Source organism: Streptomyces sp. BR1, assembly GCF_052373795.1.
GTDB lineage: Bacteria > Actinomycetota > Actinomycetes > Streptomycetales > Streptomycetaceae > Streptomyces.
Genome location: NZ_CM126252.1, coordinates 2,670,364 through 2,696,715, shown reverse-complemented (window position 1 = coordinate 2,696,715; position 26,352 = coordinate 2,670,364). Strand labels below are relative to the sequence as shown.

Below are 26,352 nucleotides of genomic sequence, written 5' to 3'. Positions count from 1 at the left end.
GCGCCATCAACGCGTCCAGCCCTCCCGCCGTCGAACTGCGCGGCATCACCAAACGATTCCCCGGCGTCGTCGCCAACAAGGACATCGACATCACCGTCGCCAAGGGCACCGTCCACGCCCTGTGCGGTGAGAACGGTGCCGGCAAGTCGACCCTGATGAAGATCCTCTACGGCATGCAGAAGCCCGACGAGGGAACCATCACCATCGACGGCGACCAGGCGGTCTTCCACAGCCCCGCCGACGCCATCGCGCGCGGAATCGGCATGGTGCACCAGCACTTCATGCTCGCCGACAACCTCACCGTCCTGGAGAACGTGGTTCTCGGCGGCGAGAAGCTGTACGGCATCGGCGCCAAGGCCCGTAACAAGATCAAGGAGATCTCGGACGCGTACGGCCTGGGGGTGCGTCCCGACGCCCTCGTCGAGGACCTCGGCGTCGCCGACCGCCAGCGCGTGGAGATCCTCAAGGTCCTCTACCGCGGCGCCCGCACGCTGATCCTCGACGAGCCCACCGCCGTCCTGGTCCCCCAGGAGGTCGAGGCGCTCTTCGACAACCTGCGCGAGCTCAAGGCCGAGGGCCTGACCGTCATCTTCATCTCCCACAAGCTGGGCGAGGTCCTGAAGGTCGCGGACGAGATCACCGTCATCCGGCGCGGTACGACGGTGGGCACGGCCGACCCGAAGACCACCACCTCCAAGCAGCTCGCCGAGCTGATGGTCGGCAGCGAGCTCCCGTCCCCGGAGACCCGCGAGTCGACCGTCACCGATGTGGCGATGCTGAAGGTGGCCGGGCTGCAGCTGGCCGCGACCGACCCCGACGGGGTCGTGCGCGACGTGCTCTCCAACGTCTCGTTCACCATCCACAAGGGCGAGGTCCTGGGCATCGCCGGTGTCGAGGGCAACGGCCAGGCCGAGCTCGTCGAGGCCATCATGGGCATGCGCGACCCGGACGGCGGCGTCATCACCCTCGACGACGCCGACATCTCGCACGCGCCGACCCGCAAGCGCCGCGAGAGCGGCGTGGGGTACATCCCCGAGGACCGCCACCGCCACGGCCTGCTCCTGGAAGCGCCGCTGTGGGAGAACCGCATCCTCGGCCATGTCACCGAGCGCCCCAACTCCAAGGGCGGCCTGCTCGACAACAAGGCGGCCCGCCTCGACACCGAGCGGATCGTGCGCGAGTACGACGTGCGCACCCCCGGTATCGACGTCACCGCGGCCTCGCTCTCCGGCGGCAACCAGCAGAAGCTGATCGTCGGCCGCGAGATGAGCCACGCCCCCAAGCTGCTGATCGCCGCGCACCCCACCCGGGGCGTGGACGTCGGCGCGCAGGCGCAGATCTGGGACCAGATCCGGGAGGCCCGCCGCGAGGGCCTCGCGGTGCTGCTGATCTCCGCCGACCTGGACGAGCTGATCGGCCTGTCCGACACCCTGCGGGTGATGTACCGCGGCCGCCTGGTCGCCGACGCCGACCCCGCCACGATCACCCCCGAGGAACTCGGCTCCGCGATGACGGGTGCGGCCTCCGGCCACCTGGAGCACGTTGAGGGCGAAGAGTCCGGTACGGACGGGGGAGAGGACCGATGAAGAAGCTCACCTCCAGGATCGACAAGGAGCGCCTGCTCCTCGCGATCGCGGCCCCGGTGCTCGCGGTGGTCGCCGCGCTCGCCGTGACGGCCGTGGTCATCCTGATCACCGGCAAGAACCCGTTCACGGCCTTCAACGACATGCTGTCGTACGGCTCGGCCAGTGACAGCCAGATCTACATCCTGAACAAGGCGACCACGTACTACCTGGCGGGCATCGCGGTGGCCATCGGCTTCCGGATGAACCTGTTCAACATCGGTGTGGACGGTCAGTACCGTATGGCGGCGTTCTTCGCGGCCGTCGCCGGCGGTGCGATGTCCCTGCCGGGCTTCGTCGCCATCCCGCTGATGATCATCGTGGCGATGCTCGTCGGCGCGATGTGGGCGGCCGTCGCGGGCATCCTCAAGGTGACCCGGGGCGTCAGCGAGGTCATCTCGACCATCATGCTGAACGCGATCGCGACCGCCGTCATCGCGTATCTGCTCCAGCCGGACCGCCTCGGCCAGCTCGACTCGGCCGGCACCCTGGTCTCCACCAAGCCGCTGCCGAAGGACTCCTGGTTCTTCAGCATCGACACCGGCGCCGCGGGCACGCTGTGGGGCTTCATCTTCGTGGCCGCCCTCGCGGGCGTCGCCTACTGGTTCGTGCTCGGCCGCACCCGCTTCGGCTTCGACCTGCGGGCGGTGGGCCAGTCCGAGTCGGCGGCTGCGGCGAGCGGTGTAAGCGTCAAGAAGATGGTCGCCACCAGCATGATCATCTCGGGTGCCGTCGCGGGTCTGGTCGGTCTGCCGACCCTGCTCAACGACAGCCACCAGTTCGACAACAGCTTCCCGGTGGGCCTCGGCTTCACCGGTATCGCGATCGCGCTGCTCGGCCGCAACCACCCGGTCGGCATCGCGCTCGGCGCGCTCCTGTGGGGCTTCCTGGAGCGCACCACCAGCCACCTCGAATTCATCGGCTTCGACAAGGAGATCCTCGGCGTGATCCAGGGCGTCATCGTCCTGTGCGTCGTCATCGCCTACGAAGTCGTCCGCCGCTACGGCCTGAAGCGCCAGCAGCAGCGCGTCGGCGCCGAGCTCGCGGCCCAGGCCGCCAAGTCCGACCAGCAGGAGGTGACGGCATGAGCGTCACGACCGACACGACCACGACCCCGCCTCCGGCCGGGGTCAAGCGCGGCAACCTCAAGCGCAAGGCCTCCCTCGCGCAGATCCTGCTGATCGTCGCGGGCGCCCTGCTCCTGGTCTCCGCCGTACGCATCATCACCGGCGCCGACCAGCTCACCTCCGGCGGCCAGATCAGCGCCGCCCTCGGTCTCGCCGTACCGATCGGCCTCGCGGGCCTCGCGGGCCTGTGGTCCGAGCGGGCAGGCGTGGTCAACATCGGCCTCGAAGGCATGATGATCCTCGGTACGTTCGGCGCCGGCTGGGTCGGCTGGCAGACCAGCCCCTGGCTCGGCCTGCTCGCCGGTATCGGCTTCGGTGTGCTCGGCGGTCTCGTCCACGCGGTCGCCACCATCACCTTCGGCGTCGACCACATCGTCTCCGGTGTGGCCGTCAACCTGCTGGCGCTCGGTGCCACGCAGTACATGGCCAAGCTCTTCTTCAACGAGGGCGACGCGGCGACCAAGGGCGGCAACCCCAAGCAGTCGCCGCCCGCCGACGCCCTGCCCAGCTTCACGATCCCGGGCCTTTCGTCCGGTCTCCACTCGATCGAGAAGCACCACTGGTTCCTGGTCTCGGACCTCGCCGGCATCCTCGGCGGCCTGGTCACCGACGTCTCCTGGGTGACGGTCCTCGCGGTCGCGCTCTTCGTCGGCACCTGGTGGCTGCTGTGGAAGACCGCGTTCGGTCTGCGGCTGCGCTCCTGCGGCGAGAACCCGGTGGCCGCCGAGTCCCTCGGCGTCAACGTGTACTCGTACAAGTACGCGGCGGTCGCCGTCTCCGGCGGTCTGGCCGGGCTCGGCGGCGCGTTCCTCTCGCTGGTCACCTCGCACATCTACCTGGAGGGCCAGACCGGCGGGCGCGGCTACATCGGTCTCGCCGCGATGATCTTCGGCAACTGGCGGCCGGGCGGACTCGCCATGGGCGCCGGCCTGTTCGGCTTCTCCGACGCCCTCCAGCTGCGCAACGGCGGCGAGACCGTCCACGCGCTGCTGCTGCTCCTGGTGGTCCTGCTGGGCCTCCTGGCGGCCTGGAAGGCGTACAAGAAGGCCCTGGTCCAGGCCGTCGTGAGCGCGGTGATCGCCGCGGTCATCCTGGTCTGGTACCTGATGACGGACACGGTCCCCGGCGACTTCGTCGGCGCCACGCCGTACGTCGTCACGCTGCTGGTGCTCTCGCTGTCCGCGCAGCGCCTGCGGATGCCCAAGGCCGACGGCATGCGCTACCGCAAGGGCCAGGGCAAGTGACCGCCTCCGCCGTCGACTGGGAAGCCCTGCGCGTGGCCGCCCGGGACGCCATGTCCCGCGCGTACGCCCCGTACTCGGGCTATCCGGTCGGCGCGGCGGCCCTGGTCGACGACGGCCGCACCGTCACCGGCTGCAACGTCGAGAACGCCTCGTACGGACTCGCGCTGTGCGCCGAGTGCGGCCTGGTCTCGGCGCTGCGGCTCGGCGGCGGCGGCCGGCTGACGCACTTCGTCTGCGTCGACGGCCAGGGCGCCGCCCTGGTGCCCTGTGGCCGCTGCCGCCAGCTCCTGTTCGAGCACGGCGGGCCCGAGCTGCTGGTGGAGACCCCGGAAGGGATCCTGCCGCTCTCCGCGATGCTCCCGCAGGCCTTCGGCCCGGACCATCTCAGGACGGGCCCGCTCAACTGACCACGGCGGCCCCTTCGTTGCTGATCAGCGATGGAGGGGCCGCCCTCGTCACCCCTCTCTATGCGCGTAGAGTCGCGTGTACCGTACGGACGAACCGCACTTGCCGGAAGGAATGCCATGGACGTCATCTCCGTCATCCGCACCAAGCGAGACCGGGGCGAGCTGAGCCCCGAGCAGATCGACTGGGTCATCGACGCGTACACGCGCGGTGTCGTGGCCGACGAGCAGATGTCGGCCCTTGCGATGGCGATCCTGCTCAACGGCATGAACCGCACGGAGATCGCCCGTTGGACCGCCGCGATGATCGCCTCCGGCGAGCGGATGAACTTCGACACCCTGTCGCGGCCCACCGCCGACAAGCACTCCACCGGCGGCGTCGGCGACAAGATCACGCTGCCGCTCGCCCCGCTGGTCGCCGCGTGCGGCGCGGCCGTGCCGCAGCTCTCCGGCCGGGGTCTGGGCCACACCGGCGGCACCCTGGACAAGCTGGAGTCCATCCCCGGCTGGCGCGCGCTGCTCTCCAACGAGGAGATGCTGAACGTCCTGGACACCACCGGCGCGGTCATCTGCGCGGCGGGCGACGGCCTGGCCCCCGCCGACAAGAAGCTGTACGCGCTGCGCGATGTGACCGGCACCGTCGAGGCGATCCCGCTGATCGCCTCCTCGATCATGTCGAAGAAGATCGCCGAGGGCACCGGCTCGCTGGTCCTGGACGTCAAGGTCGGCACCGGCGCCTTCATGAAGACCATCGAGGACGCCCGCGAACTGGCCTCCACCATGGTCGCGCTGGGCACCGACAGCGGCGTCAAGACGGTGGCCCTGCTCACCGACATGTCCACCCCGCTCGGCCTCACGGCGGGCAACGCCCTCGAAGTGCGCGAGTCCGTCGAGGTGCTGGCCGGCGGCGGCCCCAAGGACGTCGTCGACCTCACCCTGGCGCTGGCCCGCGAGATGCTGGACGCGGCCGGGATCAAGGACGCCGACCCCGAGAAGGCCCTCGCCGACGGTTCCGCGATGGACGTCTGGCGCCGGATGATCGCGGCCCAAGGCGGCGACCCGGACGCCACCCTGCCCGTCGCCCGCGAGCAGCACGTCGTGACCGCCCCGAGCTCGGGCGTCCTGACCCGCCTCGACGCGTACGACATCGGCGTCGCCGCCTGGCGCCTCGGCGCGGGCCGGGCCCGCAAGGAGGACCCGGTGCAGGCGGGCGCGGGCATCGAGCTGCACGCCAAGCCCGGCGACACGGTCACGGCCGGCCAGCCGCTGCTCACCCTGCACACGGACACCCCCGAGAAGTTCGACTACGCGCTGCAGACGCTCGGCGAGTCGTACGACATCGCCCCGGCGGGCACCGCGTTCACCGCGAACCCGATCGTGCTCGACCGGATCGCCTGACACCCCGTCAACCACCCCTCCACGAGCCCGGCGCGCCCTCCCCGCCGCCGGGCCCGGCCCTCGGCCGGATCCGGTCCGTCCACCGGGTCCGGCCGATGAGTTTTCCGACGCGTCCGGGTCTGACACGTGTGCCCACTGACTCCGAACCCGTACTCGTGATACCCGAGCGGGTCCTCCTCGCCGATGTCCCGCCCCTGTGCGCCCATTTGGAGGCGCTGTACGCGGCGGGCGCGTCCGAGGTGATCTGCGACGTGGGCGCGCTGCTGAGGGCGGACTTGGCAGCGGTGGAGACGGTGGCCCGCTTGGCACTGACGGCGAGGAGGGCTGGCGGCGGAATCACGTTACGGAACACGGGCCCGGGGTTGAGGGCGCTGCTGCACCTGACGGGCTTGGCGGGATTGGTGGAGCCTTCCGGCTGAGCGGCCTCTTGGGGGCTCGCGCGGTCCCGGTGCCTTATAGGGGCGCGGGGAACTGCGCGACAAGCCCCCACCGGCCCGCACCCGAAGAACCGCCCTAGCGGAGCTGCTCCGGCAACCCGAACAACGGAAACCAACGGGCCGTGTCCAGGAACGCGTTCAGCCCGACTATCTTCCCGTCGGCGATCTCCACAACCTGAAGCGCCCAAGGCTCATGCCGCCCGCCAGGGCCACTGGCGCGGTACTGCCCAAACGCGGGCGTCCCATTGGCCACCGTCGGCACCAGACGCGAGCCACGGCAGCCGTGGCCGGGCCCGACATGCCACGCCACGATGTCCTCATGGCCCCGCAGCCACAAGTCATACGGCGGCATCGACAGCGTCGCGTCCTCATGGAGCAGCGCGGTGAGGGCCGTCATGTCGTACCCCTCGAACGCCTCCACATAGCGCGCGAGCAGCCGCTGCTGCGCCTCGGAGAGCGGATCCGCCGCATCCGAGGCGCGCGGCTCCGACTCCGCGAGGGTCGAACGCGCCCGCTGGAGCGCGCTGTTGACCGACGCGACCGTCGTCCCGAGCAGCTCCGCGACCTCGCTCGCCTTCCACGCCAGCACCTCGCGCAGGATCAGCACCGCCCGCTGCCGGGGCGGCAGATGCTGGAGGGCCGCGACGAAGGCGAGCCGTACGCTCTCGCGCGCGACCGCCGTCTCGGCCGGGTCGTCGACCGCCGACGGCAGCACGCGCGCGTCCGGCACCGGCTCCAGCCAGGTCACCTCCGGCCGCGAGTTGAGCACCGCCGAGGACGCGGTCTGCGGGGCCGTCAGGTCCATCGGGCGGGCCCGCTTGCCGCTCGCGCTCAGCATGTCGAGACAGACGTTGGTGGCGATCCGGTAGAGCCAGGACCGCAGGGACGAGCGGCCCTCGAACTTCCCGTAACTCCGCCACGCCCGTACCAGCGTGTCCTGTACCGCGTCCTCCGCCTCGAAGGCCGAGCCGAGCATCCGGTAGCAGTACCCCGTCAGCTCGACCCGGTGCCTCTCCAGCCGTGCGTCCAGGTCCGTCGCCGTTGACAGATCACTCATCGCGTCCACCCCAGGTCGCCCATGTGCTCCAGCCCTTCGGAAGCTACAGGAGCCCACTGACAATCGCGCCTCGGGCAGACGTTTCAGCAGGTCACATGGGGCGTGGCGAGTCGGCGCTGGACCCGGGCCGCGTGGCTGCCGTACAGCGTCACGGAGACCACGCCGAGGACCGCGAGCAGTCCGAGCAGGACCGTGGCGGGCCAGCCGCCCGCGTGGAAGGCGATCGCCCCGAGCGTGCCGCCCGCGCTGCTGCCCAGGTAGTACGCGGACTGGTAGAGCGCGGAGGCCTGCGCGCGGCCCTGCTCGGCGGTGCGGCTCACCGAGGAGGAGGCCACCGCGTGGCCCGCGAAGAACCCGGCGGTGATCAGGACCAGGCCCGCCAGGATCGCGGCCAGCGCGTCGAGCAGGCTCAGCATCAGCCCGGCGGCGGTCGTCGAGACGGCCAGGTACAGCGCGCCCCGGCGGCCGAGCCGCGCGACCAGCTTTCCGGCCGCGGCCGAGGAGACCGTACCGACCAGATAGACCAGGAAGATCGAGCCGACGACGCCCTGCGGGAGGTGGAAGGGCGCGGCGGTGAGCCGGTAGCCGATCACCGTGTAGACCGCGCCGAACACGGTCATGAAGAGTGCGCCGATCGCGTACAGCCGGACCAGGAGCGGGTTGGCGAGGTGTCCCCGCGCGGTCGCCGCGAGGGCGCGCGGGTTGAGTGAAACCGCCGTGAAGTTACGGGACTTGGGGAGCAGCAGCCGGAAGGCCACCGCGCAGACGGCGGCGAGCACGCCCACCGCGAGCAGCGCCGCGCGCCAGCCCCACGCCTGGGCCACCCAGCCGGTCAGGATGCGGCCGCTCATGCCGCCGATGGAGTTGCCCGCCACGAACAGGCCGATCGCCGCGATCAGCGCCTTGGGCCGCACCTCCTCCGCGAGGTAGGCCATGGCGGAGGCGGGCAGTCCCGCGAGCGCCGCGCCCTGGACCGCGCGCAGCACCACCAGAGCGCCCACGTTCGGCGCGAACGGGACGAGCAGCCCCACCGCCACCGCGACCGCCAGCGACACCGTCATCATCCGGGAGCGCCCGTACCGCTCGGACAGCGCGCTCAGGGGGAGCACGCACAGGGCCAGCGCGCCGGTCGCCGCCGACACGGTCCAGCTCGCCGCCGAGGCGGAGACCCCCAAGTCGCCGGAGATCAGCGGGAGCAGGGCCTGGGTGGAGTAGAGGAGGGCGAAGGTCGCGACCCCGGCGGCGAAGAGCGCGTAGCTCATCCGGCGGTAGCCGGGCGCGCCCGGGGCGAGCTGAACGGGCGACGGCGCGACAGGGGACGGCGCGGTGGAGGCACCCACGGTGGCGGGTGCCCCGGTACTGGCAGGAGGCATGGATCGACCGTAGGCCCGCCGGTATTTATGCGTCCAATGCGAAAAGTGGCCATAATCGATCCACGTACGCATAAGCACAGTTCAGGCGGGTGTCTGTCATTGAACAGTAACGAAGAAGACATTGTCACGGTGCTCGCGCCCCGCCTCGCGTACTTCGCCGGGGTGGCTCGGCACGAGCACGTCACGCGCGCGGCGCACGAGCTCGGTGTGCCCCAGTCGACGCTCTCGCGCGCGATGGTGCGGCTCGAAGAGGACCTGGGGGTCGCGCTGTTCGCCCGCAAGGGCCGCACCGTCTCGCTCACCCCGGCCGGCCGCACCTTCCTCGGCTCGGCCGAGCGCGCCCTCGCCGAGGTCGGGCGCGCCGCCGACTCGGTACGGGCCGACGCGGACCCCGCCACCGGCAAGGTCGCCTTCGGCTTTCTGCACACCATGGGCTCGGAGACGGTCCCCGGCCTCATCCGTGCCTTCCGGGTCGACCATCCCCGGGTGCGCTTCACGCTCGTGCAGAACTACGGCGAGGCGATGATCGAGCGGCTGCGGGCGGGGGAGCTGGACCTCTGCCTCACCTCGCCCGTCCCCGACGCGCCCGACCTCGTGGCCCGGCGTCTGGACGAGCAGCGGCTGCGGCTCGTCGTCCCGGACGACCACCGTCTGGCGGCCCGCAAGCGCGTCCGGCTGGCGGAGGCCGCCGAGGAGACGTTCGTGACCCTGGAGCCCGGCTACGGGCTGCGGCGCATCACGGACGACCTGTGCGCGGAGGCGGGGTTCACACCGAAGGTGGCGTTCGAGGGGGAGGAGGCGGAGACCCTGCGCGGGCTCGTGGCGGCGGGCCTGGGCGTGGCGTTGCTGCCGCCGCCCGCCGTGGCCCGCCCGGGCGTCGTCGAGCTGACGGTGACGGCGCCGCGCGCGGTCCGCGAGATCGGCGTCGCCTGGCTGGACGGCCACCCCGACACCCCGCCGGTGGCCGCCTTCAAGGCGTTCCTGCTGTCGCGCCGGGGGCAGTTGCTGCCGGAGTGAAGGCGTACACGTGCTGAGGATGTACGCGTACGTACGCGCGCGTGGCGCTCGTACGGGCCTCACGCGCGCGTAGAGGCGGTCAGGCCCGCAGTGACTTCCCGAACCCCGCCGCCAGTGGCATCCGCAGGCCCAGTGGCGGCGGCGCGGCCAGGGCGTCGGCCACCGGGCGCGCGTAAGGGTGGGCGAAGAGGGAGCCCGCGACGAAGTCGACCGCCAGGTTGAGGACTTCGAAGCGGTGCTGACGTAACGCGTGGCCGTCGGAGTGGACCTCGAAGCGGCAGGTGTCACGGTTCGTCTTCTTCGCGCGCGCCGCGAGCCGGAACGACAACTCCGGGTCGCTGCGCCGGTCGTTGGTGCCGTGCACGATCATCACGCGCCGCCCCACCAGCTGCTTCACCGGCTCCGACGTCGCCGCCAGATCGTCCTCGGGCAGCCAAGGGGCCAGGGAGAGCACGCAGTTGACCGCCGGATGGCCCGCCGCGCGCAGCGCCGCGCGGCCGCCCATGCCCTGCCCGACCAGGCACACCGGCACGTCCCCGTACCGCCGGACCACCTCGTCGAGCGCCCACTCGGCGTCCGCGGCGAGCCGTGCGTCGCCGCCGTTCCAGCCCCGGCCGCGGTAGCGGACGACGTGCGCCACCAGGCCGTCGTCCCGGCCCGCCCGGGCGAGGCGACGGGCCACGGGCAGCGCCGAGACGTACGCGAGGGACGAGGGGCGGCGCGCCGAGACGGGATCGCCGTCGGGCAGCACCAGCGCCACACCGCCGACCGACGAGCCGGCGCCGGGTGCGCCGACGGCCCGTCCGAGCCTGGCGGCAGGCTGGGGGATCGCAAGCTGAGCCATGGCAGAACAGTCTCAGAAGGCGAGGTGTACGCCACCCGTCCGCGCGGTCACTGTTACGTATCGGCAACCGATCAACTCCCGGTGATCTACGCGCGTAGGGGCTAGCATGCGCAGATGACGAGCCAGACCACCGACGTACCGACCCCGGACCAGATCCGCCGTGCCCCGAAGGTGCTGCTCCACGACCACCTCGACGGCGGTCTGCGTCCGGGAACCATCATCGAGATCGCCCAAGAGACCGGGTATCAGGGTCTCCCGGAGACCGAGGCCGACAAGCTCGGCATCTGGTTCCGCGAAGCCGCCGACTCCGGTTCCCTGGAGCGGTATCTGGAGACGTTCGCGCACACCTGCGCCGTCATGCAGACCCGCGACGCGCTGTTCCGCGTCGCCGCCGAGTGCGCCGAGGACCTGGCCCAGGACGGCGTCGTCTACGCCGAGGTGCGCTACGCCCCGGAGCAGCACCTGGAGGCGGGGCTGACCCTCCAGGAGGTCGTGGAGGCCGTCAACGAGGGCTTCCGCGAGGGCGAGCGCCGCGCCCGCGCCAACGGCCACCGCATCCGCGTGGGCGCGCTCCTGACGGCGATGCGGCACGCCGCCCGCGCCCTGGAGATCGCCGAACTGGCCAACTCCTACCGGGACTCGGGCGTCGTCGGCTTCGACATCGCGGGCGCCGAGGCGGGCTTCCCGCCCACCCGCCACCTCGACGCGTTCGAGTATCTGAAGCGGGAGAACAACCACTTCACCATCCACGCGGGTGAGGCGTTCGGCCTGCCGTCGATCTGGCAGGCCCTCCAGTGGTGCGGCGCCGACCGGCTGGGCCACGGCGTGCGCATCATCGACGACATCGAGGTCGCCGAGGACGGCTCGGTGAAGCTGGGGCGGCTCGCTGCGTACGTACGGGACAAGCGCATCCCGCTGGAGATGTGCCCGACCTCCAACCTCCAGACCGGCGCCGCCTCCTCGTACGCCGAGCACCCCATCGGAGTGCTGCGCAAGCTGCACTTCCGGCTGACCGTCAACACCGACAACCGGCTGATGAGCGGCACCAGCATGACCCAGGAATTCGAGCACCTGACCGATGTATTCGGTTACGCGCTCGACGACATGCAGTGGTTCACTGTCAATGCGATGAAATCAGCGTTCATTCCTTTCGACGAACGCCTCGCCATGATCAATGACGTCATCAAGCCCGGATATGCGGAATTGAAATCCGAATGGCTGTTCCAGCAGACCTCTGCGACCAGCGGATCCTCCGCATCCATGGGCTGATCTGGTAAAACGCAGAATCGGCCGGGAATCACCTTTCCCGGCCGTTTCTGTCATATTCGCGGGTTTGCGGGCCGTGCGGCGGCGTGACTAGCTTGCAGAGCCGCTCACATCCCCTTCCCTAGGATGAATTCCAGATGAAGCAGTCTGCCGTCAAGACTCTCGGTGCCGCCGCTGTCGGTGTCGCCTTCGCCGCCGCCGCTGCGGGTACGGCCTCGGCCGCCCCCGCCGTGGCCGGAGTCCCCGACCTCCCGGCGCTGTCCGGGCTCACCAAGTCGCTGCCCCTCGAAAACGTCACCAACAAGCTCTCGCCCGGGGCGCCGGAGTCCCTGGCGGCCGGTCAGAACGCCCTGGCCAAGGGCGCGTCCACGCTGCCGACCGGTGGCGCCGACCCGGTGGGCGGTCTGCTCGGCGGGCTGCCGACCGGCGGCGGCCTGCCGACCGGTGCGCTGGGCGGGCTGCCCCTCGGCGGCTGACGGCCGATGGCCGAATCGCGTCGTTCTGCGGCGTGTTGAGGCGTTGTGGTGGGGCGCACATCCGGTTCCGGGTGTGCGCCCCACCGCGCATGTGTCAGGATCGCCGCTCGTACGCTGGGAATTGACAGGTGAGTAGGGTTGCGACGATGCGTGTGAAGGCGACTGGACTTGCCGTACTGACGGCGTCGGCGCTGCTGTTCACCGCCGCCTGCGGCGGCTCGTCCGGCGGCGGCTCGGACAACAGGGGCGCCACCGCCAAGCCGAACGGCTCCTCGTCCTCGGCCAAGACCCGGACCAGACTCCAGATGGCCGCCCTCGAACAGGGCGACGTTCCCGGCTACCAGGTCTCCGCCGACTCCACGGCGACGGGCCGGACCCGGCCGCAGGCCGACAAGAAGGCCTGTCAGCCGCTCGCCGACATCATGGGCGACGAGCCCAACCCGCAGGCGCGCGAGACCGTCAACCGCGGCCTCGGCTCGCAGCGCGCGCTCGGCCTCGCCGTCGCCGCCTCGCTCAGCTCGTACAAGGAAGGCGACGCACAGCGCCTGATCAAGGACCTGCGCACGGCGGTCGGCGCGTGCTCGGGCTTCACCGCCGCGCTCGGTGGTGGCAGCAGCAGTACGTACGCACAGGTGAAGGCACGCCCGTACCGCATCGGCGGCGACGAGTCGGTCAGCTGGTCCGCCGCCTCCACGCAGGTCAACGTCACGACGCCGGTCCATATCGTCGTCGTCCGCCAGGGCGCGGTCATCGTCCGGTTCATGACGATCAACCTCGGCGCGCCCGTGAAGGGCAAGGCGCAGGAGCTGGTCGAGGTGCCCAGGGACGTGGCGGACAAGCAGCTGGCGAAGGTGCGCGAGGTGCTGGGCTGAGGGGCGCGCGTGACCCCCTAGGGGGTCACCACGCTGTGCTGGGGCGCTTCTCGGCCGGGAACAGGATCCACAGCGCTATGTAGAGCACGAACTGCGGACCGGGCAGCAGGCACGACAGCAGGAAGATCACACGCATCGTGGTCGCCGAGGTGCCGAAGCGCCGAGCCAGCGCCGCGCACACCCCGCCGATCATCCGTCCGTCACGGGGGCGGGCGAGGGTGGTCATTGTGGGGCTCCTTCGAGGAGTGAGGTGGTGTGGTGCGATGCCTCAATCCTGAGCCCCGAATCGGGCGAAAGCCTCGGACTACGGGGCGATTCCGACCCTGGGAATCGTCGGGGTCCGACCCTGAGCCGGTACCGGGACGGAAACGGGAACGGCCCGCTCCTGCCGGTGCCGCAGCGCGATGCGCCCGAACGGCACCACGGCGATGTGCGCGAAGGCGACCCCGGCGGTGTTCAGGAGCAGCGCGTCCACATCCGCGACCTGGCCCGGCACCCCGGTCTGCAGCAGCGCGATGCCGAGCGAGACGAGCGCGCCCGACGTGGTCGTACGCAGCAGCGAGGCGACCGGCGAGACGTCCAGGCGCCCGCCCACGAGCGGCAGCAGTACGCCGAGGGGTGCGAGCAGCAGCAGCCCCTCGCCGATCTGCCGCGCGGCCTCCAGGGGGCCGAGCGCCAGATCGGCCCGGATCCCGGCGAGCGGGGTGAGATTGGGGGCGGTCACCCACATGACGTCGCGGGGCCGCAGCGTGAGCCACGCCACGAGCACCAGATGCGCGAGGAGGAGAGCGCATCCCACCACGCGGAACCGGATGGCGGCGCTGCCGCCCAGACCATGACGCTGTTGCACGCCCCCCAAGACGCGCCGGGTCGCGCGATCGGTTCCGCGTTCTCGGGGACGGCGTCCCCGGAGCCCCTTTCCGCGCCCTGGAGCGGGGTGCGGGGCCGCGTGGTGGCTCGGCCCTGTCCCGCCCGGCTCAGCTGTGCAGCGCGTCGCCCAGGGTCGGGGAGGCGTCCGGGCGGGACTTCATCTCCGCCGTGCAGGCGTAGCCGCGCGCCGGGTCCTCGCCCGGGCCGCCCAGGACCACCTGCTGGGTGCCCGACGACGTCGGGGTGTTCTCCGCGTACGTACACACGATCTGCGACAGCGCGAGTGCCGGCAGGTCCTCGGGGCGGCGGCTCAGGCGCAGCGCGCCCGCCGGGTCGCCCTTGCGCGCGCCGGTGACGGTCAGCGGGCCCCGTACGTCCGTCGTGTACCCGGCGGCCTTCTCGTCGCCCGCCGGGGTGACTTCCAGCTCGCCCAGCAGCGCCTCCGCGAAGCGCAGCCGGTCCGCCGACGCCCGGCCCTCGGGGATGCGCACCGAGCGCTCGGCGGAGACCAGTTGGGCCCCGCAGACCAGATAGACCCGTACGGTCACGCCCTCGAACTGCGGGGTCACCGCGTTGCCCGGGAGCTCGCAGGGGACCCGGGAAGGGGCCGGGCCCGCGTCCACCGGGACGGCCGTGGGCCGGATGCCGCAGCCCGTGGCCGCGCCACCGAGCGCGAGCAGCGCGAGCACCCCGCCGAACAGCCGGGCCCGCCGTGGCGCCGGTCTGAGAAGTCGTCTCATCACGCCTCCTCACCCCCACCGCGCGGCAGTCGCAGCACGAACACCGCACCGCCCTCGGGCGAGTTGGCGGCGGTGATGTCGCCGCCGTGGATGTGGGCGTTCTCCATCGCGATGGAGAGGCCCAGACCGCTGCCCTCGGAGCGCGGCCGGGACGCGCTCGCCTTGTAGAACCGGTCGAAGACGTGCGGCAGCACGTCCTCGGGGATGCCCGGGCCGTGGTCCCGTACGGAGATCACCAGTTCCTCGCCCTCCACCCGCACCGAGACCCGCACCGGGGAGCCGCCGTGCTTCAGCGCGTTCCCGATGAGGTTGGCCAGGATCACGTCCAGGCGGCGCGGGTCGAGCCGCGCCATGATGCCGCGTTCGGCGTCCAGGTCCACCGCGTCCAGCCACGCGCGCGCGTCGATGCACGCGGTGATCTGGTCGGCGATGTCGACGTTGTCGAGGACCAGCCTGGCGGTGCCGGCGTCGAAGCGGGTGACCTCCATCAGGTTCTCGACCAGGACGTTCAGGCGCCGGGTCTCCGACACCACCAGCTGCACGGCCGGGGCGATCATCGGGTCGAGGCTGTCCGCCTCGTCCTCCAGGACCTCCGTGACGGCGGTGAGCGCGGTCAGCGGGGTGCGCAGCTCGTGCGACATGTCGGCGACGAACCGCCGGCTCGCCTCCTCGCGCGCGCTCATGTCGCTGACCTTCTTCTCCAGGCTCTCGGCGGTCTTGTTGAACGTGCGGGAGAGATCGGCCAGTTCGTCCGTGCCCGAGACCCGCAGCCGGGTGTCGAGCTTGCCCTCGCCGAGCTGGCGGGCCGCGTCGCCGAGCCGCTGCACCGGCCGCAGCACGGTCGTCGCGGCCGCCTGCGCGAGCAGCGCGGAGCCGAGCAGCGCGAGCGCGGTGGCGATGCCGAGCGACCACGCGAGCGAGTTGAGGTCCTGGCGCTCCTGGTCGAGCGAGGCCAGCATGTAGCCGGTCGCGCCACCCCCGATGATCTTCGTCCCGCCCACCAGGTAGGGCTTGCCGCGCAGGGTCCTGCGCTGCCAGAACAGGTGGTACGGGTACGCGTTGGAGTCGGTGACCTTCTGCTTCTTGTCCACCGCCTCCTGGAGCGAGGCCGGTACGTCGTCGAGCGTGAAGCGGTCCACGTCGGACGCGCCGATGATCGGCTTGCCCGGGTCGCGCTGGTCCACCAGGAGCACCTGGTAGCCGGAGCTGACGTGGTAGCCGGAGCGGCTGCTGGCCGCCATCTGCTGGGCCGTCACCTGGAGGTCGTGCTCGGTCGGCTGGAGCGGCAGCGAGGCCGCCCGGTTCTGCATCTCCTGCCGGAAGTCCCCGAGAGCCGCGTCCTGCGTACGTACGAGGACGGCCTCGCGGTTGAGCCAGTACGCGATCCCCGACGCGGAGACGGCGGCGGTCAGCGCGACGAGCGCGAACACGACGACCAGACGCAGGCGCAGGCTGGTCCAGCGGAGGCCGGCGAGTATCGCCTTCTTCACGTTCCGAAACGCTGCTTTCTTGGGGTCATCCGGGAGTTGCGGATCATCACGACGGGGTGTCGAGGCGGTAGCCCACCCCGCGCACCGTACGGATCAGGGTCGGGGACGAGGGCACGTCCTCGACCTTGGCGCGCAGCCGCTGCACACACGCGTCCACCAGGCGGGAGTCGCCCAGGTAGTCGTGCTCCCACACCAGGCGCAGCAGCTGCTGCCGGGACAGCGCCTGCCCCGGCCGCCGGCTCAGTTCGAGCAGCAACCGCAGCTCGGTGGGCGTCAGTTGCAGGTCCTCGCCGTTCTTGGTGACCGTCATCGCGGCGCGGTCGATCACCACGTTGCCGAACGTCGCCGAGTCCGTCGCCTCGCGCTCGCCGCGCCGCAGCACCGCGCGGATACGGGCGTCGAGGACCCGGCCCTGGACCGGCTTGACCACATAGTCGTCGGCGCCGGACTCCAGGCCCACCACCACGTCGATGTCGTCGCTGCGCGCGGTCAGCAGGATGATCGGCAGCTGGTCGGTGCGCCGGATACGGCGGCACACCTCGAAGCCGTCGATGCCGGGCAGCATCACGTCCAGCACGACCAGGTCCGGCCGCTGCTCACGGAGCAGCTTCAGGCCGTCCTCTCCCGTCGCCGCGGTGGCCACACGGTGGCCCTGGCGGGACAGGGAGAGTTCGAGCGCCGTGCGGATGGCGTCGTCGTCCTCGATCAGCAACAGGAAAGGCACGGAGGTCATTCTGGCCCATGGGGGAGCGGAGTTCGACCTCCCCCGGACTTCGCTCGTACAGCGCCGTTCACAGGGCGCTGTGACAGGCCTGTGACAGTCGTCGGACACCGCCATGAAACTGGCCGGGCAGAGTCTTCCTCGTACCGACCGAAACAAGACTCCACCGACGGGGGGCGCGAGATGAACGCACTGCACAGCACCACCTCAAGCGCAGTTGTCACGCGTCTCCACGACGTCGTGCGGAGCGAGAAGTCCGGTGCCGTGAGCGGACGGGGGTGCGCTCGCGGCACCGGGCGTCAGCACCAGACGTACATGACGGTGCTCGACGCGGTGCCCGTCACGCCGCTGCGCGGCGTGGGGACGAGCGGGGATGCGGCGTACGGGGAGCCCACGGGGGAGCGTTCCGCCTCCGAGGCCGAGTTCACGGCCTATGTGCAGGAGCGCCGGGCCTCCCTGTACGCCACCGCCTACCACCTGACCGGCGACCGGTACGAGGCCGAGGACCTGCTGCAGAGCGCGCTGTTCTCGACCTACCGGGCCTGGGACCGGATCAGCGACAAGGCCGCGGTCGGGGGCTACCTCCGCCGCACCATGACCAATCTCCACATCAGCGCGTGGCGCCGCCGCAAGCTGAACGAGTACCCGACCGAGGAGCTGCCGGAGACGGCGGGCGACACGGACGCGATGCGCGGCACGGAGCTGCGCGCGGTCCTGTGGCAGGCGCTGGCGCGACTGCCCGAACTCCAGCGCACGATGCTGGTCCTGCGGTACTACGAGGGCCGCACCGACCCGGAGATCGCGGACATCCTCGACATCAGTGTCGGCACGGTGAAGTCGAGCATCTGGCGGTCGCTCCGCCGGCTGCGCGAGGACGAGGTCCTCGCCTTCGGCCGTGACGAGGAAGAGTCCTTCGGCGAGCTGGTGGCCTGAAGGTCAGGGCCGGTGGCGGCAGCCACCGGAGTGCGGGGATCAGGGGGGAACGTACGGGGGTCGGCGTCTCGGGGGATACGTCGGACGTACGGATAACGGGGGAAACAGAAGCGGGACCGATGGGGCCGGGGGGCCCACTCGGTCCCGCTTTGCGTGGTCTGCCCAAGGGGCGCGGGGAACTGCGCGACCAGCCACGCACGGTCCGCAGTCGCCGACGAAGAAATCAGACCCGCGCCTTGGGCGCAGCCACACACCGCCCCGCCGCGGCCGCCGCGAGGCGGCCAAGCGCCTCCTCCTTGCCGCACGGGTGCGCACCCAGGGCGGACTGGCGAGCCACGATCCCGCGCTCGGCGCGCATCAGGCGCCAGCCCCGACGCAACAGGAACGGAACCGACTTGCGCCCCTCCTTGAGGTCGCGGGCGAGCCGGCGGCGGAAGGTCGTCGAGGGCCGCCCGCGCAGACAGAGCGCGTCGGCGAGCACGCCGAGCTCACGGCACCGGGCCACGATGTCGGCGGCGAAGATGCCCTCGGCGACGAAGAGCGGGGTGCGATCGATGGAGAACAGGCTCGTCCCGGTCCGCGAACTGGTCGCGATGTCGTACTCGGGCACGGCCGTACGCCCCGTACCGCACAGCTCGACGACGGCCGCCACGGCCGCGTCGGCGTCCCAGGAGAGCGGGGAGTCCCAGTCGATGTCCGTGGATCCGGGCACACGCGGCAGGGTCGGGTCGTCGCCCTCCTTGTAGAAGTCGTCGAGGCGCAGGACGGGCAGGCCCGTACGGGCGGCGAGGGACGACTTTCCGGAACCGGAGGGGCCGGCGAGCAGAACGACGCGGGTCGGGATGGCGTGTGCGGTCACGGGACACCAGTCTGAGGCATCCACCCGGGAGGTGGACCCCTCGGGGAGCCCGTTGGTATCGAGCATCACACCTCAACTACGCTGCGTGCTCGCACCGATACGGAGGAGAGTGGACGACCATGGCACGAAATCGCGTACTGCTGCGCGCCGGACTCACCGTCACGATGGCAGGAGCGGCCCTGGTGGGCGCGGCCGCGCTGGCCGAGGCGGCCCCGCCGCCGGTGGGCAGCACGGCCGCCGACCCGGCCGCGCCCCACGAGCCGACACGCTCCGTGATGGGCGACCTGTCGGCGGGCGTGACGAACGGCCTCGCTCCCGCGAAGACGCTCAGCCTCAACCCCTTCGCCAAGACGTCGGTGGACCCGCTCGACAACGCGGTGGGTACCCAGGTGGCCGACTTCAAACCGATCTCCACGGCGATCGCCACCGGCCCGCTGCACGAAAGCGGCGCCCTGAAGGACCTGCCGATCCTGGGCGCCGCTTCGAGACTGCTGCCGGGCTGAGGTGGCGCCCCCAAAGGGGCGCGGGGCTGTGACATTTGCGGCTCCGCCGCGTGGGCGTGACCAGCCCCCACCGACCCGCAGGCGAAAGCGCGCCGAAAAGGGGCGCGGGGAACTGCGCGACCAGCCACAGCCGGTCCGCGGTCGCCACACGACCTAGTAGGCGGATCCAGACGCGCCCAGTGAACCCGTCGGGTGCCACACGGTCTTGGTCTCCAGGAACGCAGTCATCCGCTGCGTACCCTGGTCCGCCGACCAGTCCACCGCGCCGGGGCGCAGAACCCGCTTCAGGTTGTCCGCCGCCGCAACCTCAAGGTCCCGCGCGAGAGCAGCATCCGCACCGGCCAGATCCAGCCCGTTCACGTCCTGGTGCGAAGCCAACGGCACCGCCAGCTCCGCGGTCTTGCCCGACAGGATGTTGACCACACCGCCCGGCACGTCGGACGTGGCGAGCACCTCGCCGAGGGACAGCGCAGGCAGCGGCGCGGACTCACTCGCGATCACCACGACCGTGTTACCCGTCGCGATCACCGGAGCGATCACCGACACGAGCCCCAGGAACGACGACTCCTGCGGCGCGACGACCGTCACGACACCGGTCGGCTCCGGCGTGGACAGGTTGAAGTACGGCCCGGCGACCGGGTTGGCGCCGCCGACGATCTGCCCGATCTTGTCGGTCCACCCGGCGTACCAGACCCACCGGTCGATCGCCGCGTCCACGACAGCAGCGGCCTTGGACTTCGAAAGCCCCTCCGCCTCGCCGACCTCGCGTACGAACTGCTCGCGGCGGCCTTCCAGCATCTCCGCGACCCGGTACAGCACCTGACCGCGGTTGTACGCCGTCGCCCCCGACCACCCGCCGAACGCCTTGCGCGCGGCGACGACCGCGTCACGGGCGTCCTTGCGGGAGGACAGCGGGGCGTTCGCCAGCCACTTGCCCTTGGAGTCGCTCACCTCGTACACCCGGCCGCTCTCGGAACGCGGGAACTTCCCGCCCACGTACAGCTTGTAGGTCTTGAAGACGCTCAGACGCGTTGCGGACGTTGCGGACTCAGACATCGAGGTAGCCCTCCAGACCGTGCCGGCCGCCCTCGCGGCCGAAGCCCGACTCCTTGTAGCCGCCGAACGGCGAGGTCGGGTCGAACTTGTTGAACGTGTTGGCCCAGACGACACCGGCCCGCAGCTTGCCCGCGACCGCGAGGATGCGGGAGCCCTTCTCGGTCCAGATGCCCGCCGACAGGCCGTACTGGCTGTTGTTGGCCTTGGCGACGGCCTCGTCCGGCGTACGGAACGACAGCACGGACAGGACCGGGCCGAAGATCTCGTCGCGGGCGATGGTGTGCGCCTGCGTCACGTTCGTGAAGAGCGTCGGCGCGAACCAGTAGCCGTTCTCGGGCAGTTCGCACGCCGGGGACCAGCGCTCGGCGCCCTCGGCCTCGCCGGTGTCGGCGAGCGCGGTGATACGGGCCAGCTGCTCGGCCGAGTTGATGGCGCCGATGTCGGTGTTCTTGTCCAGCGGGTCGCCGAGGCGCAGCGTGGACAGACGGCGCTTCAGCGCGTCCAGGAGCTCGTCCTGGATCGACTCCTGGACAAGCAGGCGCGAGCCCGCGCAGCAGACCTGGCCCTGGTTGAAGAAGATGCCGTTGACGATGCCCTCGACGGCCTGGTCGATGGGGGCGTCGTCGAAGACGATGTTGGCGCCCTTGCCGCCCAGTTCGAGCGTGACCTTCTTGTCGGTGCCCGCGATCGACCGGGCGATCGCCTTGCCGACGGCGGTCGAGCCGGTGAAGGCGACCTTGTTGACGTCGGGGTGCTCGACGAGGGCCGCGCCCGCGTCGCCGTACCCGGTGAGGATGTTGACGACACCCTTCGGCAGGCCCGCCTGGCGGCAGATGTCCGCGAAGAACAGGGCGGTCAGCGGGGTCGTCTCGGCGGGCTTGAGGACGACCGTGTTGCCGGTCGCCAGCGCCGGGGCGATCTTCCACGCCAGCATCAGGAGCGGGAAGTTCCACGGGATGACCTGGCCCGCGACGCCGAGCGGCTTCGGGTTCGGCCCGTAACCGGCGTGGTCGAGCTTGTCGGCCCAGCCCGCGTAGTAGAAGAAGTGCGCGGCGACCAGGGGGAGGTCCGCGTCGCGGGTCTCCTTGATCGGCTTGCCGTTGTCCAGGGTCTCCAGGACGGCCAGCTCGCGCGAGCGCTCCTGGATGATCCGGGCGATACGGAACAGGTACTTGGCGCGCTCGGAGCCCGGCAGCGCCGACCACTTCTCGAACGCCTTGCGGGCGGCCTTCACGGCCCGGTCCACGTCCGCCTCGCCCGCCTGGGCGACCTCGGAGAGGACCTCCTCCGACGAGGGGCTGACGGTCTTGAAGACCTTGCCGTCGGCCGCGTCGACGAACTCGCCGTCGATGAACAGGCCGTACGAAGGCGCGATGTCGACGACCGAACGCGACTCGGGCGCCGGTGCGTACTCGAAAACAGATGCCATGGTGATCAGTCCACCGTCACGTAGTCGGGGCCGGAGTAGCGGCCGGTCGCCAGCTTCTGACGCTGCATCAGCAGGTCGTTGAGCAGCGAGGAGGCGCCGAAGCGGAACCAGTGGTTGTCCAGCCAGTCCTCGCCCACGGTCTCGTTGACCAGGACCAGGAACTTGATGGCGTCCTTGGTCGAGCGGATGCCGCCGGCGGGCTTCACGCCGACCTGGACGCCGGTCTGGGCGCGGTAGTCGCGCACGGCCTCAAGCAGGACCAGGGTGTTGGCGGGCGTCGCGTTCACCGCGACCTTGCCGGTCGACGTCTTGATGAAGTCGGCGCCGCCCATCATGCCGAGCCAGGAGGCGCGGCGGATGTTGTCGTACGTGGAGAGCTCGCCGGTCTCGAAGATGACCTTGAGGCGGGCCTTGTCACCGCACTCGGCCTTCACGGCCGCGATCTCCTCGTACACCTTGAGGTAGTGACCGGCCAGGAACGCGCCCCGGTCGATCACCATGTCGATCTCGTCGGCCCCGGCGGCCACGGCGTCGCGTACGTCCGCGAGCTTCACCGGGAGGGCGGCGCGGCCCGCGGGGAAGGCGGTGGCGACGGACGCGACCTTCACGGTCGAGCCCTTCAGGGTCTCCTTGGCGGTGGCCACCATGTCGGGGTAGACGCAGACGGCGGCGGTGGCCGGGGTGGTGCGGTCCAGCGGGTCGGGGTGGACGGCCTTGGCGGCGAGCGCCCGGACCTTGCCCGGGGTGTCCGCGCCTTCGAGCGTCGTCAGGTCGATCATCGAGATGGCCAGGTCGATGGCGTACGCCTTGGCCGTCGTCTTGATCGAACGGGTGCCGAGGGACGCGGCGCGCGCTTCCAGGCCCACCGGATCGATGCCGGGGAGCCCGTGGAGGAAGCGGCGCAGTGCCGCGTCCGACGCGGTCGCGTCGGCGAGGGCTGCTGCGGGTGCATTGGTGGGCATGGTCACCAGATGAGCATATCTACGCGCGTAGCGTCCTGTACAGCCCCGCTGACCTGGGGCGCTTTGGAATGAGGGCCTCCGGTCTTGACCGAACTGCTGCGAGCGGGTTCCTGTCACACCGCTGTGACATGGAGCGGACGGCTCCGATGAACAAGATCATTAGTTTTGTCCATGCAGCCCGCCGAACGCTCACCGGCCCCGACCGAACGAGAAAACAGCGGCATGCGGCTCTTCCCACTCACACCACTTGTCTCCATGGGAGTCGTCATGCGTAACGTCCTTCGCGCCGCCCTCGCCACCGCGGTCGTCGCCGGTGTAGCCCTCACCCCGGTCGTCGCCGCGACCACCGCGCTCGCCGCGCCGTCCGTCCCGGTCGTCTCCAAGGCGGCCCCGTCGAACAACGACCGCTACTCCGGCACGCCGGTCTACATCGGCAAGGGGTACGTGGCGGTGCTGCGCAACCACACCTCCGACGGCGGCCCCGAGGCCTGGATCCGCGCCGTGGGCCCGGACTGGAAGCCCGGCGACAACTACATGCTCCACGTCATGGAGGTGCTGGACCGCAACAAGACCAGCGCCGTGGTCGACGGCATCGACCTGAGCCTGAACCGCGTCGGCGGCGACCTGCCCGAGCTGGTCGTCTCGGGCAAGAGCAGCACCGACACCACGGTCTCCTTCCCCGAGCGCGTGCACGACGGCGCGACCGCGGGCCAGGACCTGGGCGCCCGCGCGCTGGCCGACGGCTCGTCCGCCGAACTGTGGAAGAAGGACGACGGCTCGTACGTCCTGGAGCTCGGCACGCGGGACGGCAAGCCGCGCGGCTCCGTCACGGCCTGGCCGGGCATCGAGGACGGCAAGCAGGTCGGCGGCATGTGGGTCGGCCTCAACGGCAGCGGCAAGATCGGCTCCTGGCTCAACCCGGCGACCGGCGGTTTCGACGGCGACTTCGACGTCACCAAGGGCTGCACGACGTTCCGTACCAGCGGCACCCCGTTCGAGGGCCTGAACCTGAAGCTGTCGAACGGCCCGGAGGGCCCGATCGCCGAGGTGGGCGACGTCCACGGCGGCCCGGTCTACGACCGTCTCTCCGCCGCCCACCCGACCGGGGTGCTCGGCGGCGCCCGGGTGATGCTGGACCTGGCGGGCGGGCCCGTCTTCCAGATGCACGTGGCGAGCGCCCCGGGCAAGAAGATGTGGGCCACCATCCCGTTCCCGGCGAAGCCGTCGGGCAAGGGGTGTGCGGCCGACACCACCGGTAAGTCCGGCAGCAAGGCGGGCACGCCGTCGGCCAAGACCGCCACCGCCACCTCCGACATCACCCCGCAGACCGCCTCCACCGGCCCGCAGATCGTCCCCCAGGGCGCCGTCGCGGCCGGGGCCGAGGTCAAGGGCTCCGGCCACGGCAACACCGCGCTCGTCGCCGGTGGCGCGGGCCTGGCGTCCGCGGGCGTCGCCGGGCTCGGCTTCGCCGCGCTGCGCCGCCGGTCCGCCCGCCGCTGACCCGAGCCGCACCCGTACCCGGGGCGCCGCCACGACCTGACAGCGTGGCGGCGCCCCGTTCCGCTGTGGCGCCCCTCTCGGCCGTACTCGAACACGTACGGCACAATCGGCCCCATGACGAGCCCCACGCCGCCCGCCGAGCCCACCTACGCCGACCGCGTGTACCGGTCACCCGCCGGTATCGCCGCGGGCGTGCTGCTGCTCGGCCTCGGGCTGTGGCTCGCCGGGGACGCGATCGTGCGGGGCCACGGCAGTGCGCCGTGGCTGGCGCTGGCGGGGGTGATCTGCCTGGTGCCGCTGGTGTTCGCGTTCACCCTGCGGCCCGCCGTGTACGCCAACGACGACCGGCTGCGGGTGCGCAATCCGTTCCGGACGATCACGCTGCCGTGGGCGTCGGTCGCGGACGTGCGGTCCGGGTACTCCAGCGAGGTCTTCGACCAGGGTGGCAAGAAGTACCAGCTGTGGTCCATTCCTGTTTCGCTGCGGCAGCGTAAGCGGGCGGCTCGGGCGCAGGTTCGGGACGCTGCCAATGACCCCTACGGGCGTACGTCCACGGCCGCGCGGGCCGATGACGAGAAGTCCCGGCTTGCTCCTGCGGACCGGACCATTCGTGAGCTTCGTGAGCTTGCTGAGCGCAATGGTGGTCGTGAGGGTGCGCAGGGGTCGCCCAGCGTGCGGTGGGCTTATGAGGTCATTGCGCCTGTGCTCGTTGGTGCGGTGCTGCTTGTTGTGCTGCTGGCCATTGGCTGAGCCGTTGTAGCTGCGGATTCGTCTGCGGGTCGGTGGGGGCTGGTCGCGCAGTTCCCCGCGCCCCTGAAGACGAAAGACATGCCGTCTGTTTGGTGCGGACCGTGCTGGGTTGCTCGCGCAGTTCCCCGCGCCCCTAAAGACGCCGGGCGTGCCCTGGCCCTCACGGGGGGCCCGGCCACACCAAGAGCATGTACGCCCCCAGCCACGCCGATGACAGTGCCGCTGCCACCGTCAGCAACGCTGCCACGTGGCGTCTCGCTCTCGACAGGGAGAGGGCCAGGGGGAGCAGGAGCGGGAAGCCGGGGATCAGGAAGCGGGCTCTGGGGAAGTAGACGCCGCCGCTGCCCAGGACCACTGCCAGCAGCATTGCTGTGAAGATCAGCAGTACCAGTGGCTGGCGGTCCGCCAGGCACAGCAGGAACAGCACTCCTGACATGATCAGCACCAGGGATACGACCACCAGGAAGAGTGCCGGGGAGCGGTCGTACACCAGGAGCGTGCGCAGTTCGCGCAGGGTGTCCGCGCCGCCGTCCCACTGGTTGCCCCAGAGCTTCTGGACCGCGAAGTAGCCGTCCCAGCGGTCGAGTCGGGCTCCTACCCACGCTACGTATCCGAACCAGCCCAGGGGGGCCAGGAGTGCTCCGACCAGTGGCCTCCTGGTGAAGCCCGAGCGCCACAGCGTCGCCAGGGCCGCCAGCGACACCGCCGCCGCCACCGCGATGCCCGTCGGGCGCGTCAGGCCCGCCAGTGCCGCCAGCGTTCCGGCCGCCACCCAGCGGCCCGTCAGGACGCAGTACAGGGACCACGCCGCCAGTGCTGTGAAGAGTGATTCCGTGTAGCCCATCCACTGCACCACCGCCACCGGCAGCGAGCCCCACAGGATCGCGAGGACAGTTCCGGTGCGTCGGCCGTACAGCCGGTCGCCCACCGCGAACACGCCCCACGCGGCGCATGCCGAAGAGACCACCGCGACCACGAGTCCCACGCTCGCGAGCGAGCCGGGTGTCACGGCCGCGCACGCCTTCACCACCACCGGGTAGAGCGGGAAGAAGGCCAGGTTGTTGTGGTTGAGCTGGGTTCCGAGCACCTGGTCGTAGCCGTGGCCGGCGATGCCCAGGTACCAGTGGGAGTCCCAGGAGGTGGCCAGCGTCGTCCAGACGCCGTGGCCCTTGAGGTGCGCCCACTTGGCCAGGACCGCCAGGCCCAGCAGCCGTACCGCGAGATAGCCGAGCAGCGCGGGCGCGGCCCGGGCGAGCGCGTCGCCCAGCCGGGTCGGCGGTGAACGGAAACCGTCCCCGCCGCCCGGGGCCTGGTGGCGGCGGGCTGCGGGGACGGGACGGCGGCCCGCACGCGTGCGCGTACGGGCCGCCGGTGCGGCGATCGGGGGCACTGCGGCTGCTCC

The 26,352-nt window shown here is 71.1% G+C and carries 27 protein-coding genes; 14 read left to right on the top strand and 13 right to left on the bottom strand.

Annotation, left to right across the window (positions count from 1 at the left end):
- Positions 1–5: 5 nt before the first annotated feature.
- The 6 genes from ACT1U9_RS11435 to ACT1U9_RS11410 all read left to right on the top strand — a co-directional run bounded on the left by ACT1U9_RS11435 (position 6) and on the right by ACT1U9_RS11410 (position 6,214).
- A complete protein-coding gene (locus ACT1U9_RS11435; protein ID WP_444539072.1) occupies positions 6–1,586 on the top strand; it encodes an ABC transporter ATP-binding protein in 1,581 nt (526 codons plus the stop codon).
- Entirely contained in the window at positions 1,583–2,710 is a 1,128-nt protein-coding gene (locus ACT1U9_RS11430) for an ABC transporter permease (RefSeq protein ID WP_444538228.1), read from the top strand. The genes ACT1U9_RS11435 and ACT1U9_RS11430 overlap by 4 nt, the downstream gene beginning before the upstream one ends.
- Complete coding sequence (locus tag ACT1U9_RS11425; protein ID WP_444538227.1) at positions 2,707–3,993, top strand: ABC transporter permease; 1,287 nt, start codon at positions 2,707–2,709, stop codon at positions 3,991–3,993. The genes ACT1U9_RS11430 and ACT1U9_RS11425 overlap by 4 nt, the downstream gene beginning before the upstream one ends.
- Complete coding sequence (locus tag ACT1U9_RS11420; protein ID WP_444538226.1) at positions 3,990–4,400, top strand: cytidine deaminase; 411 nt, start codon at positions 3,990–3,992, stop codon at positions 4,398–4,400. The genes ACT1U9_RS11425 and ACT1U9_RS11420 overlap by 4 nt, the downstream gene beginning before the upstream one ends.
- Before the next feature lie 117 nt (positions 4,401–4,517).
- Positions 4,518–5,795 (top strand): thymidine phosphorylase, encoded by a 1,278-nt coding sequence (locus tag ACT1U9_RS11415; RefSeq protein WP_444538225.1) that lies wholly within the window; start codon positions 4,518–4,520, stop codon positions 5,793–5,795.
- 128 nt (positions 5,796–5,923) lie between these two features.
- Entirely contained in the window at positions 5,924–6,214 is a 291-nt protein-coding gene (locus ACT1U9_RS11410; protein ID WP_444538224.1) for an STAS domain-containing protein, read from the top strand.
- Positions 6,215–6,308: 94 nt separating this feature from the next.
- Here ACT1U9_RS11410 and ACT1U9_RS11405 read toward each other — a convergent pair whose 3' ends face one another.
- Positions 6,309–7,289: a sigma-70 family RNA polymerase sigma factor gene (locus ACT1U9_RS11405; protein WP_444538223.1), complete on the bottom strand. Its 981-nt coding sequence runs from the start codon at positions 7,287–7,289 to the stop codon at positions 6,309–6,311.
- Between the two features lie 83 nt (positions 7,290–7,372).
- Positions 7,373–8,662 carry an MFS transporter gene (locus tag ACT1U9_RS11400; RefSeq protein ID WP_444538222.1) on the bottom strand — a complete coding sequence of 430 codons (1,290 nt, stop codon included), beginning with the start codon at positions 8,660–8,662 and terminating at the stop codon, positions 7,373–7,375.
- Between the two features lie 36 nt (positions 8,663–8,698).
- Here ACT1U9_RS11400 and ACT1U9_RS11395 point away from each other — a divergent pair, with 36 nt between their 5' ends.
- The gene (locus tag ACT1U9_RS11395) at positions 8,699–9,679 is read left to right on the top strand and encodes a LysR family transcriptional regulator (protein WP_444538221.1); all 981 of its coding nucleotides are present in this window, start codon (positions 8,699–8,701) and stop codon (positions 9,677–9,679) included.
- A gap of 79 nt (positions 9,680–9,758) precedes the next feature.
- Here ACT1U9_RS11395 and ACT1U9_RS11390 read toward each other — a convergent pair whose 3' ends face one another.
- Positions 9,759–10,523, bottom strand: coding sequence for an alpha/beta hydrolase family protein (locus ACT1U9_RS11390; RefSeq protein WP_444538220.1), 765 nt, complete (start codon positions 10,521–10,523; stop codon positions 9,759–9,761).
- Positions 10,524–10,637: 114 nt separating this feature from the next.
- Here ACT1U9_RS11390 and ACT1U9_RS11385 point away from each other — a divergent pair, with 114 nt between their 5' ends.
- From ACT1U9_RS11385 to ACT1U9_RS11375, 3 genes are all read left to right on the top strand, one after another.
- Positions 10,638–11,792: an adenosine deaminase gene (locus tag ACT1U9_RS11385; protein ID WP_444538219.1), complete on the top strand. Its 1,155-nt coding sequence runs from the start codon at positions 10,638–10,640 to the stop codon at positions 11,790–11,792.
- A 134-nt stretch (positions 11,793–11,926) separates the two neighbouring features.
- Positions 11,927–12,265 (top strand): ATP-binding protein, encoded by a 339-nt coding sequence (locus tag ACT1U9_RS11380; protein ID WP_444538218.1) that lies wholly within the window; start codon positions 11,927–11,929, stop codon positions 12,263–12,265.
- Positions 12,266–12,411: 146 nt separating this feature from the next.
- Positions 12,412–13,137 carry a hypothetical protein gene (locus ACT1U9_RS11375; RefSeq protein ID WP_444538217.1) on the top strand — a complete coding sequence of 242 codons (726 nt, stop codon included), beginning with the start codon at positions 12,412–12,414 and terminating at the stop codon, positions 13,135–13,137.
- A gap of 25 nt (positions 13,138–13,162) precedes the next feature.
- Here ACT1U9_RS11375 and ACT1U9_RS11370 read toward each other — a convergent pair whose 3' ends face one another.
- The 5 genes from ACT1U9_RS11370 to afsQ1 form a co-directional block, all read right to left on the bottom strand.
- Positions 13,163–13,363 (bottom strand): PspC domain-containing protein, encoded by a 201-nt coding sequence (locus ACT1U9_RS11370; protein ID WP_444538216.1) that lies wholly within the window; start codon positions 13,361–13,363, stop codon positions 13,163–13,165.
- A 78-nt stretch (positions 13,364–13,441) separates the two neighbouring features.
- On the bottom strand, positions 13,442–13,987 hold the full coding sequence (locus ACT1U9_RS11365; protein ID WP_444538215.1) for a VanZ family protein: 546 nt from the start codon (positions 13,985–13,987) through the stop codon (positions 13,442–13,444).
- Between the two features lie 127 nt (positions 13,988–14,114).
- The gene (locus ACT1U9_RS11360; RefSeq protein WP_444538214.1) at positions 14,115–14,747 is read right to left on the bottom strand and encodes a hypothetical protein; all 633 of its coding nucleotides are present in this window, start codon (positions 14,745–14,747) and stop codon (positions 14,115–14,117) included.
- Positions 14,747–16,237, bottom strand: a complete 1,491-nt coding sequence (locus ACT1U9_RS11355; protein WP_361429735.1) for a HAMP domain-containing sensor histidine kinase — start codon at positions 16,235–16,237, stop codon at positions 14,747–14,749. Before ACT1U9_RS11355 ends, ACT1U9_RS11360 begins: the two co-directional genes overlap by 1 nt.
- 46 nt (positions 16,238–16,283) lie before the next feature.
- Positions 16,284–16,961, bottom strand: a complete 678-nt coding sequence (gene afsQ1, locus ACT1U9_RS11350) for a two-component system response regulator AfsQ1 (RefSeq protein ID WP_190094067.1) — start codon at positions 16,959–16,961, stop codon at positions 16,284–16,286.
- Positions 16,962–17,141: 180 nt separating this feature from the next.
- Between afsQ1 and ACT1U9_RS11345 the strand changes: the two genes are divergently transcribed.
- On the top strand, positions 17,142–17,891 hold the full coding sequence (locus tag ACT1U9_RS11345; protein ID WP_444538213.1) for a SigE family RNA polymerase sigma factor: 750 nt from the start codon (positions 17,142–17,144) through the stop codon (positions 17,889–17,891).
- Positions 17,892–18,114: 223 nt separating this feature from the next.
- Here the strand turns inward: ACT1U9_RS11345 and ACT1U9_RS11340 are convergent, their stop codons facing one another.
- Complete coding sequence (locus ACT1U9_RS11340) at positions 18,115–18,816, bottom strand: uridine kinase (RefSeq protein WP_444538212.1); 702 nt, start codon at positions 18,814–18,816, stop codon at positions 18,115–18,117.
- 53 nt (positions 18,817–18,869) lie between these two features.
- Between ACT1U9_RS11340 and ACT1U9_RS11335 the strand changes: the two genes are divergently transcribed.
- Complete coding sequence (locus tag ACT1U9_RS11335; RefSeq protein ID WP_444538211.1) at positions 18,870–19,253, top strand: hypothetical protein; 384 nt, start codon at positions 18,870–18,872, stop codon at positions 19,251–19,253.
- A 153-nt stretch (positions 19,254–19,406) separates the two neighbouring features.
- Here ACT1U9_RS11335 and ACT1U9_RS11330 read toward each other — a convergent pair whose 3' ends face one another.
- Genes ACT1U9_RS11330 through deoC form a run of 3 tightly spaced genes read right to left on the bottom strand, consistent with a single transcriptional unit; the run spans position 19,407 to position 22,700 of the window.
- Positions 19,407–20,309 (bottom strand): aldehyde dehydrogenase family protein, encoded by a 903-nt coding sequence (locus ACT1U9_RS11330; RefSeq protein ID WP_444538210.1) that lies wholly within the window; start codon positions 20,307–20,309, stop codon positions 19,407–19,409.
- Positions 20,302–21,738 carry an aldehyde dehydrogenase family protein gene (locus tag ACT1U9_RS11325; protein ID WP_188276229.1) on the bottom strand — a complete coding sequence of 479 codons (1,437 nt, stop codon included), beginning with the start codon at positions 21,736–21,738 and terminating at the stop codon, positions 20,302–20,304. The genes ACT1U9_RS11330 and ACT1U9_RS11325 overlap by 8 nt, the downstream gene beginning before the upstream one ends.
- A gap of 5 nt (positions 21,739–21,743) precedes the next feature.
- Positions 21,744–22,700 (bottom strand): deoxyribose-phosphate aldolase, encoded by a 957-nt coding sequence (deoC, locus tag ACT1U9_RS11320; protein WP_101389756.1) that lies wholly within the window; start codon positions 22,698–22,700, stop codon positions 21,744–21,746.
- Between the two features lie 267 nt (positions 22,701–22,967).
- On the opposite strand from deoC, the gene ACT1U9_RS11315 reads away from it, so the two are divergent.
- Together ACT1U9_RS11315 and ACT1U9_RS11310 are read left to right on the top strand one after the other, a co-directional pair.
- Entirely contained in the window at positions 22,968–24,200 is a 1,233-nt protein-coding gene (locus tag ACT1U9_RS11315) for a hypothetical protein (protein WP_444538209.1), read from the top strand.
- A gap of 114 nt (positions 24,201–24,314) precedes the next feature.
- Positions 24,315–24,950 carry a PH domain-containing protein gene (locus ACT1U9_RS11310; RefSeq protein ID WP_444538208.1) on the top strand — a complete coding sequence of 212 codons (636 nt, stop codon included), beginning with the start codon at positions 24,315–24,317 and terminating at the stop codon, positions 24,948–24,950.
- Between the two features lie 160 nt (positions 24,951–25,110).
- On the opposite strand, the gene ACT1U9_RS11305 is transcribed toward ACT1U9_RS11310, so the two are convergent.
- The gene (locus ACT1U9_RS11305; RefSeq protein ID WP_444538207.1) at positions 25,111–26,340 is read right to left on the bottom strand and encodes a hypothetical protein; all 1,230 of its coding nucleotides are present in this window, start codon (positions 26,338–26,340) and stop codon (positions 25,111–25,113) included.
- Positions 26,341–26,352 lie beyond the last annotated feature (12 nt).